This is a genomic window from Salipaludibacillus aurantiacus (assembly GCF_900111295.1).
Taxonomy (GTDB): Bacteria; Bacillota; Bacilli; order Bacillales; family Salisediminibacteriaceae; genus Salipaludibacillus; species Salipaludibacillus aurantiacus.
Genome location: NZ_FOGT01000006.1, coordinates 132,476 through 148,509 on the forward strand (window position 1 = coordinate 132,476; position 16,034 = coordinate 148,509).

11 protein-coding genes are annotated in these 16,034 nt (G+C 43.7%); 1 reads left to right on the forward strand and 10 read right to left on the reverse strand.

Annotated elements, in window-relative coordinates; translation table 11 throughout:
- Window position 1 precedes the first annotated feature (1 nt).
- Together BMW59_RS09340 and BMW59_RS09345 are read right to left on the reverse strand one after the other, a co-directional pair.
- Window positions 2-3,340, reverse strand: a complete 3,339-nt coding sequence (locus tag BMW59_RS09340) for an ATP-binding protein (protein WP_093050732.1) — start codon at window positions 3,338-3,340, stop codon at window positions 2-4.
- Between the two features lie 145 nt (window positions 3,341-3,485).
- Window positions 3,486-4,118 (reverse strand): YpjP family protein, encoded by a 633-nt coding sequence (locus tag BMW59_RS09345; protein ID WP_093050735.1) that lies wholly within the window; start codon window positions 4,116-4,118, stop codon window positions 3,486-3,488.
- Window positions 4,119-4,458: 340 nt separating this feature from the next.
- Here BMW59_RS09345 and BMW59_RS09350 point away from each other — a divergent pair, with 340 nt between their 5' ends.
- Complete coding sequence (locus BMW59_RS09350) at window positions 4,459-5,250, forward strand: SDR family oxidoreductase (protein ID WP_093050738.1); 792 nt, start codon at window positions 4,459-4,461, stop codon at window positions 5,248-5,250.
- 106 nt (window positions 5,251-5,356) lie between these two features.
- On the opposite strand, the gene BMW59_RS22235 is transcribed toward BMW59_RS09350, so the two are convergent.
- The 8 genes from BMW59_RS22235 to BMW59_RS09385 form a co-directional block, all read right to left on the reverse strand.
- Window positions 5,357-5,485, reverse strand: a complete 129-nt coding sequence (locus BMW59_RS22235; protein ID WP_281244255.1) for a hypothetical protein — start codon at window positions 5,483-5,485, stop codon at window positions 5,357-5,359.
- A gap of 90 nt (window positions 5,486-5,575) precedes the next feature.
- The gene (nhaC, locus tag BMW59_RS09355; RefSeq protein ID WP_093050741.1) at window positions 5,576-6,991 is read right to left on the reverse strand and encodes a Na+/H+ antiporter NhaC; all 1,416 of its coding nucleotides are present in this window, start codon (window positions 6,989-6,991) and stop codon (window positions 5,576-5,578) included.
- 307 nt (window positions 6,992-7,298) lie between these two features.
- A complete protein-coding gene (gene asnB, locus BMW59_RS09360) occupies window positions 7,299-9,176 on the reverse strand; it encodes an asparagine synthase (glutamine-hydrolyzing) (RefSeq protein ID WP_093050744.1) in 1,878 nt (625 codons plus the stop codon).
- A 291-nt stretch (window positions 9,177-9,467) separates the two neighbouring features.
- Window positions 9,468-10,076: an NAD(P)/FAD-dependent oxidoreductase gene (locus tag BMW59_RS09365; RefSeq protein ID WP_093050747.1), complete on the reverse strand. Its 609-nt coding sequence runs from the start codon at window positions 10,074-10,076 to the stop codon at window positions 9,468-9,470.
- Window positions 10,077-10,329: 253 nt separating this feature from the next.
- Window positions 10,330-11,940 (reverse strand): long-chain fatty acid--CoA ligase, encoded by a 1,611-nt coding sequence (locus BMW59_RS09370; RefSeq protein WP_093050750.1) that lies wholly within the window; start codon window positions 11,938-11,940, stop codon window positions 10,330-10,332.
- Between the two features lie 138 nt (window positions 11,941-12,078).
- The gene (locus BMW59_RS09375) at window positions 12,079-13,062 is read right to left on the reverse strand and encodes a quinone oxidoreductase family protein (RefSeq protein ID WP_093050753.1); all 984 of its coding nucleotides are present in this window, start codon (window positions 13,060-13,062) and stop codon (window positions 12,079-12,081) included.
- A gap of 403 nt (window positions 13,063-13,465) precedes the next feature.
- Window positions 13,466-15,244, reverse strand: a complete 1,779-nt coding sequence (locus BMW59_RS09380; RefSeq protein WP_093051105.1) for an acyl-CoA dehydrogenase family protein — start codon at window positions 15,242-15,244, stop codon at window positions 13,466-13,468.
- 64 nt (window positions 15,245-15,308) lie between these two features.
- The gene (locus BMW59_RS09385; protein ID WP_093050756.1) at window positions 15,309-16,031 is read right to left on the reverse strand and encodes a 2-phosphosulfolactate phosphatase; all 723 of its coding nucleotides are present in this window, start codon (window positions 16,029-16,031) and stop codon (window positions 15,309-15,311) included.
- Window positions 16,032-16,034: the final 3 nt, after the last annotated feature.

The window sequence follows — 16,034 nt, forward strand, 5'->3', positions numbered from 1 at the left end:
TTTACAGATGAACATTCTTTTGACCTGCTCTTTTTAAAATCAGCGGAAGTGAAAAGAAAAAGGAAGTGCCAGCATTCTTTGTACTTGTCACCCATATCTCCCCTTTATGGTAATCAATTATTTCCTTCGTAATAGCGAGCCCAAGCCCTGTGCCGCTTTCACTGTTTTCTGCGATGCCCCCCTTGTAAAACCTCTCGAAAATATAAGGAAGGGCTTCTTCCTCAATCCCTGTTCCATTGTCTTTCACTTCAATAATGACATTCCCGTCAAACTCACTCGCTGTTTTGTTTTTATCATACGGACAGATGCTGGCTGATATTTCAATTTTACCGCCAGGCAAACTGTGCTTGACAGCATTGTTAATAAGATTATAAAAGACCTGCTCCATTCTTTCTCCGTCAACAGACAAAACTCCTTCTGTGTCCAGCCTGTCATTCTTTATTACCGGAAGCGGAAAGGACAGCCGGTGAGTTTCTACATCTAACATAAACGTCTCATGAATGTGCTGCAGCCAGTCTTTAAGGTTAATAGTCTCAATGTTAAGGCTCATTTTCCCTGATTCAAATTTTACTAAATCAAAGAGATCGTTTATCAGCCGGTCAAGAAGCTTCACTTTGTTTTGGACGATTTCCAGATACTTAGGGTTATTAGCATCAATTATCCCTTCTTTCACTGTCTGAACGTAACTTTGTAAAAAAGTAATTGGTGTCCCGAGTTCATGGGAGATATTTGACAGTAGCTGGATTCTTGCTTCTTCGAGTTTAATAAGTTTTTCATTTTTGCTGTTCATCTCTTTATTTTTTAAAGCTAACTCTTTTGTTCTGTCTTCTACTTTTACTTCTAAAATATCGTTCATTTCTTTTAACTTCAGGTTCATGTTATTTAATTCTTCAGCCCGGTCCTTTATTTCCTTTACAGCTCGGCTTAAATGCAGAAACGTTTCAGTTCTGGCCAAAAGTTCTCTTTTATCACAAGGCTTTACGAGATAATCATTCGCACCGGCTTCAAAAGCTGCCAGTCTGTCTTCTATCTGATTTTTGGCTGTCAGCATAAGAACAGGCAGTTCTGTAAGTGAATAGGTTTTTCTGATGTCCTGGCAAACTTTATATCCTGAAATTTTCGGCATCATAATGTCCAGAATAACGAGGTCGAAATCTTTCTCATCTTCCAGAAGCCTTAAGGCTTGTTCGCCACTGGAGGCTGTTTTCACTTCATACCCCTCCAGGCTTAAATAATTAATAAGTATTTGAAGGTTCACCGGCTCGTCATCAGCTACTAATATTTTTTTTCCTGTTTTTTTACTTCCTGACGTTTCCGGCTGACTGAAAAATGTAAAAGCCTCCTTTTCAACAGAGAGTGGGTGGACAGTACCTGCCGCAACGTTTCTTTTCTCCTGTCCTCTATAGAGGGGGATAGAGAACGTAAAGACAGAACCTCTTCCCTTCCCGGACCTGACGTTCATTCTTCCGCCCTGAAGTTCTACGAGTCGTTTACTGATATTGAGGCCGATCCCCATGCCCTCATCATGTTCATCACTGTTTGCGCCTCCACGCTCAAAAGGGAAGAAAATGGATTCTAATTCTTCTTCATCAATTCCGGGGCCGGTATCAGCCACTTCAATTTTCATAAACCCGTTTTTCTCATAAGCATAAATGGAAACTTTCCCCTCTGCCGTATATTTAATGGCATTACCAATAAGGTTGTATAAGACTTGCTGAAACCTGTTTTCATCAGCCGCAATAGCCGGAAGCCCCTTTTCCAGGTGATTCTCAATAATAACCGGCTTACTTTTCACAAGCGATTGGCACATATTTACCACCATATCCCCTGTTTCTTTCACATCCACTTCTTTAATATGCAAATCCATATCATTGTTTTTAAGCTTGGAAAAATCAATAATATCATTAATTAAATGGGCCAGCCTTTTTCCGCTTGTAATAATCATCATCAGATTTTTTCTCGCAGAATCATTTATTTCTCCTGCTGCTCCATCTTTCATCGACTCAGCTATGCCTATTATGCCGTTTAACGGGGTCCTCAGTTCGTGAGAGGTCACGGCAAGAAATTCATCTTTCAGTTTATCCGTTCTTTTTAAATGCTCAAGCATCTCCTGCTGGCTCTCAATCGCTTCCCTCTTAGCCTGATCCTTCTCCTTTCTCATGATCGTAATCTTATCCGCCAGCGCGAAAGAAAGAAGAATCAGTTCAAGAGACGTAGTAATCTGCCAGGCGTATTTTGTCATAAATGTAAAAGGAAGAACGCCAACATCTGTCAGTATGGAAACGACTACTCCAGCTATAAATATATACCAGGCTAATGAGAAAAAACGCGCAGGGCGAAAGCCATTTTTCAAGGTAATCAAAGAAACAGTCAATATAAATCCGACAGATATTCCGGTGGCAAGCACTACAAAATCAAGGGCTAAAGGGTATGAAAAAACTAATACAATCAGAACGGAAAAATTCATTAATAGTAAAGCAATAGACCATTTAACACTTCTCGGCACCAATTTCTCAGGCTCCAGAAAGCTGTTTGTAAACAGAATAGCAAGGATATTTGAGACTGCCATAAAAAAGACAATGGACCGGTTGTTCCACCAGACAGCTTCCGGCCAGATAAACTGATAAGCGAGACCGGAAAACGATAAAAAGGTTAATAAGTTAACTATTATAAAAAAAACATAAAATAAATAACTTTTATGCTGTAAAGAGAAATAGACGAACAAGTTGTAAAGAGCCATGACAAAAGCCAGTCCTGCAAGCAGCCCTAAAATAATATAATCCTGCTGGGTGATGGATAAAAAAGAGTCCCTGTCCATCATAGTTAACGGAAGCTGCATCGCCCCTTCAGACTGGAACCGCATGTAAATAACATAGTCATTTTCTTCTGAAAGATTGAGCGGGAAAATAAAATTCCTGTTAGTCACTTCTCTTTGGCCGAACGGGTAAAGATCACCCATTTCCCATGCTTCAAATTCCCCATTTTCAGATAGATAAAGAGAGGTGTAATCCATTGTCGGATTATCCAGTTTCAAATACCACTCCCCGCCTGAATACTGATTATGTAACTGAAACCTCACCCAGTAAACGGATGAGGTATAACCAAAACTGGGCGCCCCGCCCTGATTGAGTTCAAACTTTTCTGAAATTTCTCCTTCTGCTACATCGTTTATCGTCCATTCATTGTTCTTATCCTCGAGTACTTCTATGTAGGGCGCTAAATCAATTTCACCCCTGCTATCATTTAGAACGACAGATTCCGCACTTATATTAGAAGGAAAGAAATGAATTACTCCTGTTAATACAGTAAGAATAAGTAAGGTGATAGAGATGTTTTTCAAGGAAGAGCCCCCCTGTTCCTTCAGTCTGCCCGGTTTTCTGTGCGGCTGGCGTCTCGCCGCCTTTCATGATCAACATTAAACATTAACATAGCCAAGGTATAAAGAAAGAATGTGCATCCAGCTGCACATTCTTATATCTGTGTCTTCATGACATCCATTTGGGCGGTGTATTTTTATCCCAGTAAATATTACCGAGATCATGGTGTTCTTCAAAGTTATCATCCCTCAGGTGATAATGAAAGTTAAACCAATAACCGTCTTTCGGCTTCAGGTCCCTGCGGACATGGAATCGTGCTACATCTTCTTTGGCCTGATGATTATATATGTTAAAAATCTTTTCACCTTTTACTGAGGCCTTCTGTTCCTCTATTTCCAAGTAGGTAAACTCTTCTTCATCGAGCTCATCCAGGATAGTACTAATGACTTCCTCCATGCTTGGAAAAACATCCATCATAAAGTCATCTTCCACTTTATTTGCAATACGCGGGCCGAGTTTGTTAAACGTCTGTTCCCTGGCCTGCTCTGTAAACATCTGTATATAATGATCACTGACGTCAATGTCAGTACTATCCTCGTCATCCTCTATTCCATCTAAATCGCTTTCACTTTCTTCTATTTCAGAAAAGGCAGAATCAGCGCCCTGCAGTTCTTCATCTGCAGGAAACGAATCGTCTTTCTCCCCTTCAGCGTTCGCATCAAGATAAGTCGGCGGTATGTATATTCCAAGTGTCAGCAGCGTAATTAAAACGGCTGATATTTTTTTAAACCAAAGTTTCATTCGAATCCCTTCTTTATGTACGACCTCTCTAATGATTATTTTATCATTTTTATCTGAAAAGTCTATAAGACGATTCTATAAAACTAACGGCTGTTCTATTAAAATTGTCTTAACCAGGCTGGGACAAAACGCGGACAAAAAAGGAGGCTAAAACCTAAGACTAGTTAAAGGCATCCGAACAACAGCTTACATTCCCAATTTCCTTTTTTTACATCATCCTATTCAATTTCCTTCCGCGTCTCCTGGAAAAGGTTTCAATTTGACCCTCTTAAGGAATAAAAAAATGAACTGGAAATTTTATTTTTTATCCACTAAACACTAAAGAAAAGAGGAAGATATTATGGATCAGTACACGTCTTTACGGGGAAAAGCTGCTGTCGTAACAGGGGGCGGATCCGGAATGGGCAGAGCTGCAGCCTTGCATTTGGCAAAGCAGGGAGTGAAAGTCTGTCTGGTTGATCTGAAAAAAGACGACTTACTGGCAGTAAAAGAAGAAATAGAGTCATCAGGCAGCGAAGCAATCGTTGCTGAAGCCGATGTTTCCAATCCAAGTGAGCTGAAGCAGGCATTTATTCAAGCAGCCAGTGAATTTAATCAGCTCGATATTGTCTATGCCAACGCAGGGATTAACGGAACTGTCGCCCCTATCGAAGATTTAAAACCTGAGGAATGGGACGAGACTCTCTCAACAAACTTAAAAAGCACCTTTTTAACAGTAAAATGTGCGATTCCTCATATGAAAAAAAATGGCGGCAGCATCATACTAACGAGTTCAATTAACGGCAATCGGGTTTTTTCCAATTTCGGTATGTCAGCATACAGCAGTTCTAAAGCAGCTCAGGTCGCTTTTGGAAAAATGGCTGCCCTCGAGCTGGCAAACTACAATATCCGTGTAAATGTTATTTGTCCGGGAGCTATCGAAACTAACATTGGCGAAAACACTCACCCTAAGGAAGACCAGCTGGAGAAAGTTGAGATTCCTGTCGAATACCCGGAAGGCAACCAGCCTCTGGAAGAGCGGTCAGGCAAGCCGGAACAAGTCGCTGATCTCGTATGCTTCCTCGCTTCTGATGCATCGAGCCATATAACCGGGACTGAGATGTTTATAGACGGCGCAGAATCACTGCTTTAACCTAAAAACCTCCCAAGGGCAGGAACCCTGGGAGGTTTTTTTTTAGGAATAGGGAGGAAGGGTTGTGCAACTGCGGGAGCAGACCTTTTAATTAGGGGGGGCAGAGTTAGAATTGAGGGGACTCTACCGTATAATCGCGAGACTCTACGTTATAATCGTGCGACTCTACCGTATAAATGCTCCACTCTACGTTATAAACTTCAAACTCTACCGTATAACTGTCCAACTCTACCATATAACAATTTTCGACAAAAATTGCCCAAGGGCTGCATCCCCCTTCACCCCCGGCAGTTTCCCTTCAACTCCTCAATCACAAGCACCGCCACTACTTCGTTTTCATACTAATTCCCGTAAATCCGTAAAATAGCGTAATGACCGGGCACAGCAGGCAGAAAAAGGCAAACGGCAAATAGGCTAATACAGGCACTTCAAGGACACTTGCCATAAAGACACCGCTGACGCCGTATGGAATGAGAGCATTGACGACGGTTCCCCCTGATTCGAGGGCCCGTGACAAATGCTTCCCTTCCAGCCCCATCTCTTTAAAACGCTCAATGTACGCTTCACCTGGCAGGACGACCGACATATACTGTTCTCCTAAACTGATATTCAAACCCATAGATGATAAAACAGCTGTCATAACTGCCCGGCCTCTCGTTGAAACAAAGCCTTGAATAGAAGCAATTAACGCGTTAATAATGCCTAAAGATGAAAGGATGCCGCCCATACTGAGTGCCAGCAGCAGAAGCGAGACCGCCCACATCATACTTTGCAGACCTCCGCGGTTTAACAGGTTATCAAGCTGGCTGTTTCCGGTTTCTGTTTCAAATCCGTTCTGAATAAGCGGCATCCATTCCTGCAGGATGACCTGCCCCTCAAGAGTGACCGCTGTGATAAAGCCGAGAATAATTCCCGTCAGCATCGCAGGTATAGCAGGTACTCTTCTCATGGCTAAAATAACCATTACAATAGCAGGAATTAAAGCTGCCGGATGAACATTTGCGGCATCATTTAAAGAGTCAAGCCAACCAGCCATCTCTGTCCCTGTCATATCTCCCTGGCGGCTTCCAATGATAAAAAAGAGAATCAAACTGATGAGGAACGCGGGAAATGCCGTCCACATCATGTAACGTATATGGTCAAACAGATCGACTTTACTTACGGAAGAAGCCAGGTTAGTGGTATCAGATAATGGGCTCATCTTGTCGCCCAGCAATGCGCCTGAGACCACTGCACCGGCTGTCAGAGCCGGATCGAATCCAAGTCCGCTTCCAAGCCCCATAAAAGCGATCCCGATTGTGGAGGCTGTGGTAAATGAACTGCCGATAGAAATGCCAATAACCGCAGTTACTAAAAAAGCGCTTGGCAGGAAGTAATTTACTGAAATTAAGTTAAAGCTGTAGCTGATTAATGTCGGAATTGTCCCCGACTTCATCCATACGGCAATTAGTACACCGATCAGCATAAATATCATAATAGGAATAATACCTGATTTAATTCCATTAACAATTCCTTTTTCAAGCAGACTCCACGGCTGCCTTTTCGTAAAGTTATATATTGCTAAGAAGACTACAGCAAGAAATAGAGGGACGTGAGGCTCAGCCCCGAGTGAGAGGAGTGATACTGCGATAATGCCTACAATCACCGCGACCACAGAAAGAGCTTCCCATCCATTAACCTTCCGGCCCTGGCCCTCTACTTCTGTCTTTGTATCTTCAATTTTATTATTGGATTGTTTCATAGGTTAAACCTGCTTTCCTGAACTGGCTTTTAAAAATAAAACGCCTTTTTGCTTAAACGCTTTTAAGCATTAAAGTGCAACGTTTGCTATTTTAATGGGATACCAGCGAAAAGTCAATCCATCTTCCTTCTTTCAAACTTGTTTAAAAAGCCTCACTATTCCATCTTTTAAGCGAACTTCCAGCCTGCTGTGCAACCAGCACAAAAAAACTCCCCAAGACCGTCGAACTGGTTGGGGAGGATGATGTTAAGCTGATGAGCCCCCCTTCTACATTGGGGCCGCCCTTACTCAACGGGAAAACATTTTTTTATAAATCAGCCGTTTTGTTAAGGTGGTTTCCATAAGGCTCTTTTTCAATATAAACAGAGTGCCAGATCATAAAGCAAATCACTGCCCAGATCTTTCTGCTATGATCTTCTTTTCCTGAGGCATGTTCATCAAGCAGGGTCAGCACATACTCTTTTTTAAAGAGATAATCCGTCGGACTGTGACGAATCACCGAGCGGGCCCAGTCATAAAGTTCCTCTCTTAACCAATGGCGGATAGGTACGGGGAAGCCCAGCTTTTTTCTGTGTAGTACAGATTCTGGGATAAATTCTTTTACAGCCTCCCTCAATACGTATTTCGTCGTTCCGCGTGAAATTTTATGATTTGTCGGAAGTTCTCTCGCGATCTGAAAAACTTCTTTATCCAGAAACGGGACACGAAGCTCAATCGAATGGGCCATTGTCATTCTGTCGGCTTTAACGAGAATATCGCCTGGAAGCCACGTATGAAGGTCAATATATTGCATCTTAAGCGTGTCATCCAGAGACTCGGCCTCTTTATAAAACTCCGCTGTTATTTTTGTAAATGGACTTGTAAATTCATAACCATTCAGCAACTCTTTCTTTTCCGCTTCACTTAGTAAATTCGCGTTCCCGATATACCTTTCAGACAGCGGGGTTGTTCCTCTCAGAAAATAATTCTTTCCTTTCAATCCTGAAGGGAGGCGGAGAGCTTTATTATGGATAAAAGATTTAAACCCGTAAGGCATAAGATTAAACCAGCTTAACGCAAGCGGCTCCCGGTAAATATTATAGCCTCCGAAAAGCTCATCGGCACCTTCACCTGACAGCACGACTTTGACATGCTTACTGGCTTCTTTGGCCACAAAGTATAAAGGAACAGCGGCAGGATCAGCTACTGGATCATCCATATGCCGTATAATATTAGGCAATTCTTCAATAAATTCGTACGGCGTAATTATTTTATTAATATTTTCGACGTTCAGCTTGTCAGCTGTATCCTTTGCAATTTCTATTTCGCTGAAGCCCTTATGTTCGAATCCGACAGTAAAGGTTTTTAAATCCGGGTTAAACTTTTTCGCCAGGGCTACGATAGCTGTTGAATCAATTCCGCTTGACAGAAAAGCGCCAACAGGCACGTCGCTCCTCATATGCTTCTCTACAGAATCCTCCAGCGCCCTTTTGATTTTTACTGTATTATCTCCCAGAGCGCTCTTCACCGGATGAAATGTTTTCTTATAGAAACAGCCAATTTCCAAAGCTTCATCAGGTTTTTTATTCAAGAAATGCCCGGGTAATAGCTTCTTTATATCTTTTTGTAAACAAAGAGGTTCAGGCACATACTGGTAAGTCAGATAATGCTGCAGGGCTTCGGCTGATATATTTCCCTGTGATTTATAAGCATCAATACTTTTTAGTTCAGAAGCAAAAAATAACCGTTCAGGTGACTCATGATAATAAAAAGGTTTTATACCAAAAGGGTCACGTGCTGCAAAGAGCGTTTTCTCCTTTTTGTCCCATACAGCAAAAGAGAACATCCCCCGAAGTTCTTTCACACACTCTTTTCCTTTTGAAATATACAGATTAAGAAGCACTTCTGTATCTGAATCAGTTTCAAACGTATACCCCTGAGTGATTAAATCCTGCCGGAGCTCTATATAATTATAAATCTCACCATTGAATATAAGGTGGTACCTGTTTTGAAGAGAAAACGGCTGATGGCCATTCTCAAGGTCAATGATACTCAGCCTTTTAAAACCTAATTGAATATTTTCGTCTTTATAAAGGCCAGTCGCATCCGGCCCCCGGTGATGGATAGCTTCAAGTGCTCTGTACCATTCAGTTGACTCGATCGCATCAATCCCGTTATTCCTTAATTCACCAATGAAACCGCACACCGTTCATCCCCCGCCCTTCATAGGTCTGCAATATTGCAAAATTTGACTCATACCTCCTTAATATAACTCATTTCCTGGAAATTAATAGATGTTTTTTAGGACAATTATGCGAAAAATGCAGATAATGTTCAATTTTTATTAAAAAAGCTCACTCTGAATCATTTTATTCAGGTGAGCCTAAAGGAAATAACTTACTTATTCAATTGGCTTTATATAATGCATCATCCCTCATACCATTAAAAATGTGCTGCTTTTACCACCTTCTGCACAGGGAAGACACCCTCCGCATGACTACTTATCATGCCAGACGTGTGCTTTTCCTTTTTCTGCCGAAATAATTTCCATGGCCGCCTGAGTCCCCTGCCCGGCAGCTATAATACTTTGGGTAGGGATGCCCGAGAGCAGTCCGGCAACATAAAGCCCTGGAATGTGTGTTTCGCCGTTCCAGGAGCCGCCCCGGACACGTGAGATTTTCCCGCTTGGCACTGCAGGGCTTACTTCTGTTTCAATTCCAAGATCTTTTAAAGGTTGCAGGTGGATATTTGAAGCCACAATGACGTATTTTGCTGAAAGTGTCTGTTGGCCGCCCTCTTCAGAAGAAAAAGTGAGTTTAAAACGGCTTCCCTCACTTGAATGAGTTAATCTTTCGAGTTTTTCCACCTGATGTGCAACGATTTCAGTACCGAACTGCTTCGATTGGTCCGTCATTTTAGAGATTAACTCTTTTCCTGAAATGCCTTCCGGAAAACCCGGGTAGTTATACACTTTTGATATAGGCTTTAACTGTGATTTTCCTGTGTCAAAGACTGTGGTGGTTAATCCGGCTTGGGACGTATAAATAGCTGCGGAAAGACCGGAAATCCCTCCGCCTATAATTGCTGTATCAATGTGTTTTTCCAAAGTAAGCCCTCCTATAAAGTGTTGTTAAGTCCAATATACAGGGGCAGGTATATAAATTTCAAGTGTTTACATAGCTTCTTACTCCCGGTACTCACTCCTAAAGAGGCCTCCGTTCCCAGCCTTTCCATTCTCCTTTATTCCCTGGAGCCAACCTCTCTACGGGAAAAAGCCCCCATATCCACTATGGGAGCTCGACCTGACGCAAACTGGCACCTGCGTCCCTCAAGAGGTACCTTTAAATTACCGTACCTGGTTAAACCGTTTCATAATGTTCCTTCACCTTATCTCTCAGAGCCCGCTTCAGGAACTTACCGACTGACGTTTTCGGAATTTCTTCCATAAAAATGACGTCATCCGGCAGCCACCATTTAGCAAACTGCGGCCTTAAATAATCAAGGATGTCATCTTTAGAGACAGTTTCATGCCCTTCTTTTAAGACCACGCATGCCACAGGCCGTTCCTGCCATTCAGGATCCGGAATTGCCACGACGGATGCTTCAAATACCCCCTCGTGGGCCATGAGAGCGTTTTCCAAATCCACCGAGGAAATCCATTCACCGCCGCTCTTTATGAGATCCTTCGTACGGTCAACAATTTTGATGACCCCTTCCTCGTCAACCGTGCAGACATCTCCAGTGTGAAGCCAGCCCTCTACGAATGTCTCTTCTCCGCGGTCGTCTTTAAAGTAATCATCGGCAATCCACGGGCCTCTTAAAAGTAGTTCACCCATATCCTGTCCGTCCCAGGCCACTTCGCCCTGGCTGCCAACTACCTTCATTTCCAAGCCCGGCACGAGAAGCCCCTGCTTCGCGCGGATTTCGAAACGCTCTTCTTCCGGTAAGTCTTCCTGATAGCTCTTCAGTCTAGAAACCGTCGCTAACGGGCTTGTTTCAGTCATACCGTAAGCATGCAGGAATGGAACATTGTATTTTTTCTCAAATGTTTTAATCATTCCTAACGGCGCTGCCGACCCGCCGCAAACAACAGCCCGCAGGCTCTCAGTATTGTATTCATTCTCTTCAAGCTCCTTTAACAAAACGAGCCAGATTGTCGGCACGCCTGCCGTTACTGTTACTTTTTCGTCCTGAATAAGCTCAGCCAGCACTTTAGGTGTAAAACGCGGGCCAGGCATCACTTGAGTGGAGCCTAACCACGTAGCAACATACGGCATCCCCCACGCGTTAACGTGGAACATTGGAACGACCGGCATAATGGAGTCAGATTCCGTTGTACCGAGCGAATCAGCGAAGGCAAGACTCATACTGTGAAGCACGGTGGATCTGTGGGTATAGACCACTCCTTTTGGGTTGCCTGTTGTCGCGGAAGTAAAGCACATACCTGCTGGTTCTGTTTCTTCTATATCTTTTGGATACTCGAAATTCTCATCTCCAGCCGAAATCCATTCTTCATAAGAGTAAACATTGTCCACGCTCGTGTCCGGCAGTTCGTTATCAGTCATTACAATATAGGCTTTCACTGTTTTCAGTTTGTCGTGTACAGCTTCAATTAATGGAAAAACGTCCTCATCTACAAAAATCAGTTCATCTTCTGCATGATTAATAATGTAAATAATATGCTCAGGTGACAGACGAATATTAATGGTATGAAGCACAGAACCGATGCTCGGAATGGCAAAGTACAGTTCCAGGTGCCTGTGGTGGTTCCAGGCTAACGTTCCAACCCGGTCCCCTCTTTCAATCCCAAATTCTTTCAGCTTGCTTGCCAGCTTTCTCGTTCTCTTTCCTATCTCTTTATAAGTGAACCGCTGGACCCCTGCACTCGTTCTGGAAACGACTTCTTTCTTAGGATAAAAACGTTCAGCTCTCTCAATCATTGAAGAAATCAGCAAATTACCTTTCATCATTACGAACCGCCACCTTTCAAAGATTTAGTTGGGAATGGACAGGCTGCACTCTCCTATAAATACCACAATTTTCAAAAATGAGAAATAGAATTTTTTATATTTTCATAATTTTTCAACAGATATTGAAGCTTTTTTCATTTACGGAGTCAAAATAAGCTTTCCTGACGTTTTTCTCCCTTGAAGCATTGAGTGAACGTGTGCTGCTTCTTCCAGAGGATACACCCCGCCGATGATCAGTTTTAACTCTCCTTTTTGTGTATAAGCCAGCAGTTGTCCAAGGCTTGACTTTAACAATTCAGGCTTTTTCATAATTTGCGGAAGGAAAAAGCCGATCACCGACTGATTTTTCTCCATTAAGGAAGCCGGGTAAAATTTGGGCTGTTCGCCGCTTGCGACTCCATAGATGACAAGTCTTCCAAAAGGCGCCAGGCATGACAGTGTCTTATGAAAGATGTCCCCGCCGGCCATTTCAAGCGCCACATCGACCCCTTTTCCGTCCGTCATCTCTAACACTTGCTGTTCCCAGCCTTCTGCTGTGTAGTCAACGGTCTCATCTGCCCCCAGTTCTTTTGCCAGATCACGTTTTTCTTCGGTGCTGGCTGTAGCAATCACTTTCCCTGCCCCGAACAACTTAGCAAGCTGAACGGCAATCGTTCCGACTCCTCCGGCAGCTGCATGCACGAGCACGGTTTCCCCTTCTTCCAGCCGCCCCATCGTTTTCAACACGTGCCAGGCACTCAGCCCCTGCAACGGGAGTGCCACAGCGTGGTTAAAATCGACCCCTTCCGGAACTGGAATAATTGACCGTTCATCAGCAAGCGTATACTCAGCATATCCAGTCGCATTGTCAGCCCCTATTAACGTCACTACTCTTGCGCCAGGCTTTACACTTGTTACCTCATCGCCTACTTCAGCCACAATACCGGCTACTTCAGATCCCGGAACGTACGGTAAAGGCGTGGAGACAACATATTGCCCCTCTCTCCTTGCTGTATCCGCATAATTGACCCCAATTGCTTTTATTTCTATCAGCACTTCCCTGCTCTGAGGAGCAGGCTTAGATAACTCTACCTCTTTCAAAACTTCCGGTCCGCCAAATTCTTTCATCTGTATTGCTTTCACTTAAATTCCCCTTTCTCTAACTCTATCTTTTGTAAGCCTTCGCCGGCAGTGAACCGGCAAATTAAATAAAAAAATTTTATTAGTAATTCAGCTGAATCTGAAAATCTATGAGGTTGTTAATCACAGATTATCCTCACCTGAAATAATAAAAAGCCTGTACCACAAACATTAAAACATAGTACCCGGTGAACGAAGGCGAAGACACCCGGAGGATAAGCGCAGTCTGAAAATCCACTTTCCCGAAGGTGTCCTTCGGGAAAGTTAGTTGAAGACAAGCCCTCGGGTAAAGAAAACACAGCGAGGTTTTGTCGAGCTGATGTTGCACTTATGCCTGTGGTGTAAGCCTTCGCCAAGAGTGAACCGACAGATTAATTTAAGCTTTTTTTACCTCCTGCCATCAGCGTCAGCACACGTATTTTTGCGAGTCATTTAAAACAGCAGCGATTTCCCGGTATTTGGCTGATAACCCTTCCGCCCGATACTGTCCAAGCTCCTCTGTGATCATAGTGACAGTCTGATCCAGCTTGTCGCCGGAAAGTATTCCAGAAGCCAGTTTTCTTGCCACGATCTCCGCCTGCCATGCCGATTCACTCGTCACAAGGACCGCTAAATGTTCTTTTAACCGCTCGTTTTCCGCACCGTTTTTACCAATGGCTTTAGCTGCCCGCACTACCGCTGATTCTGCAGCGTACAGGAGGATAGCTAAATCGGATAATTTCATGATCGTGTCCTGTTCTTCCTGAAGCCGGTCGCCTAGTTCTTCATTAACCGTTCCTGCCAGTATGAGAAAAATTCTGCGGATTGACGATACTGCTTCTTTTTCCTTGGCCAGTGGGCCTTCAAGTCTGTTTTTCTCACTTTTCAACTCTCCTTTTGCCTCACTGATCATCTCCTGAATCGGTATCTCACCTGCTGAAGCTTTCTTAAAAAGAAGATTAGGTATAATCAGGCGGTTAATTTCGTTTGTCCCTTCAAAAATCCGGTTGATTCTTGAATCGCGGTACATTTGTTCAATCCTGTTCTCACTTATGTACCCGCTTCCCCCGTGAAGCTGCAGAGCCTCATCCACTATTCCGTCCAGTGTTTCTGAAGAGTAGACTTTGCAAACCGCACACTCGGTCACATACTCCATCATCCGTTTACCTGTCAGCTTCGCATCTTCAGAATCGTACAAATCGCCAAGGGCATCTTCCAGCAGGCCGGCCGTCCGGTATTGGAGAGACTCTGCTGCAAAAATCCGTGCAGCCATGTGTGCAACTTTCTCTTTTGTTGCGCCAAAATCAGCTATCAGTCTCTTAAACTGCTTTCTTTCATTTGTATAAGAAAGGGCGAGTTCCAGCGCATGTTTTGCAGCCCCTACACACGCCGAGCCTAAATTAAACCGGCCAAGATTAAGGACATTAAAAGCTATCACATGGCCGCGGCCTTCTTTCCCCAGTAAATTTTCAACCGGCACCTGGCAGTCTTCCAGGATAACCGAGCGGGTGGAAGATCCTTTAATACCCATCTTTTTTTCTTCAGGGCCGAGAGAAAGACCTGGGAAATTCCGCTCTGCAATGAATGCCGTAAATTTTTCTCCGTCCACTTTCGCGTAAATAATAAAGGTGTCAGAAAATTCGGCGTTTGTAATATACAGCTTTGTCCCGTTTAACACATAATGGGTACCCTCTTCATTCAGGTAAGCGGTGGTTTTGGCGGACATGGCGTCTGATCCCGCTGCCGGTTCTGTTAAACAATAAGCGCCTATATATTCACCTGAAGCGAGTTTAGGCAGATACTTTTCTTTCTGTTCAGGTGTCCCGAAATACGTAATGGGCAACGTTGCAATGCATGTATGGTTGGAATGGGCGACTCCATAACCACCGGTTCTCCCAACGGCTTCGCCTACAATCCCTTTACTTACTTTATCCAGCCCAAGGCCCCCGTAAGCTTCCGGGACACTGTGGCCAAGCAGCCCAGCTTCCCCTGCCTTATGGAGCACTGTCACCACTTTATCAAAGTCCTGGGCTTCGATCGCTTCCCTGTTCGGCTCCACTTCCCGCTCCACGAACTGTTTCGCTGTTCTGGCAATCATTCGATGTTCTTCTGTTAAGTCTTCAGGAGTAAACATCCCGTTTTCTGAAACAGGGGACAGAAGGTAACTGCCTCCACTTAGTTCCCGGACCGTTTTTTCTTTAGCCATTTCAATCAGCTCCTCTATTTGGACTGTCTCAGTGGGTGGCAAGTATGATGCCTCCATCCACTCATTAAACGATTATTTTTTTACCATGTAAGTAAGGGACCACAGTTAAAGCCCCGCAGTCAGCTACAAAACGCACTTCCTCGCCGTAACCTGATGCAGCCAGCATTTGCCCGACTCTCGACTGTAACAGCACCTTTTCTGATTCATCTTTCTGCCTTTCGTAAAACAGATAAGCTGCATAAGCGGCATCCGTCAGTTCAGGAAAGGACTCTTCTTTTTTCATCAGACAATCAATGAAATAGCCTGCACCATAAAAGTCTTCCATACAGAACTCCCCGGAAGAACCTGAACAGATTAAAACCACTGTTTCATCAACATGGTTATTTACAATTTCCTCGGCGGCTGCTTTTCCATTTAGAAGGGAAGAGATATAGACCTTCTTTGCTGTAGAGGCCTTCCTGACAGCGACAGTTCCGTTCGTTGTTGAGAGGATCATCGTCTTGCCTGCCACCAGTTTTTTCAGTTTTACCGGGTTAGGCTCGTGAAAGTTTTCTATCGCTTTGCCTTCATGTTCCCCTGCAATTAAGAACGTCCCTTCCTCTCTTCCGAGCGACTCACTTTCCGCTTCTTCCCTGTTGAGCACTGGAACCACTTCTTTGACGCCGTCCGTCAGCGCAGCTGTTATCGTTGAAGTGGCCAGCAGCACATCGAACACGACAGCTATTTTCCCATCTATCTTTTGTTCATTAATTTCTTCTTTTTTAAAAAGAAGGTGTACTTTTGTCATCAA

Bases quoted from the DNA above. Each gene is read 5' to 3' on its own strand.
- BMW59_RS09345 (WP_093050735.1), bottom strand. From the start codon at position 4,118: ATGAAACTTTGGTTTAAAAAAATATCAGCCGTTTTAATTACGCTGCTG.
- BMW59_RS09380 (WP_093051105.1), bottom strand. From the start codon at position 15,244: ATGGCTAAAGAAAAAACGGTCCGGGAACTAAGTGGAGGCAGTTACCTT.
- BMW59_RS09350 (WP_093050738.1), top strand. From the start codon at position 4,459: ATGGATCAGTACACGTCTTTACGGGGAAAAGCTGCTGTCGTAACAGGG.
- BMW59_RS09385 (WP_093050756.1), bottom strand. From the start codon at position 16,031: ATGACAAAAGTACACCTTCTTTTTAAAAAAGAAGAAATTAATGAACAA.
- BMW59_RS22235 (WP_281244255.1), bottom strand. From the start codon at position 5,485: ATGGTAGAGTTGGACAGTTATACGGTAGAGTTTGAAGTTTATAACGTA.
- BMW59_RS09370 (WP_093050750.1), bottom strand. From the start codon at position 11,940: ATGATGAAAGGTAATTTGCTGATTTCTTCAATGATTGAGAGAGCTGAA.
- nhaC (WP_093050741.1), bottom strand. From the start codon at position 6,991: ATGAAACAATCCAATAATAAAATTGAAGATACAAAGACAGAAGTAGAG.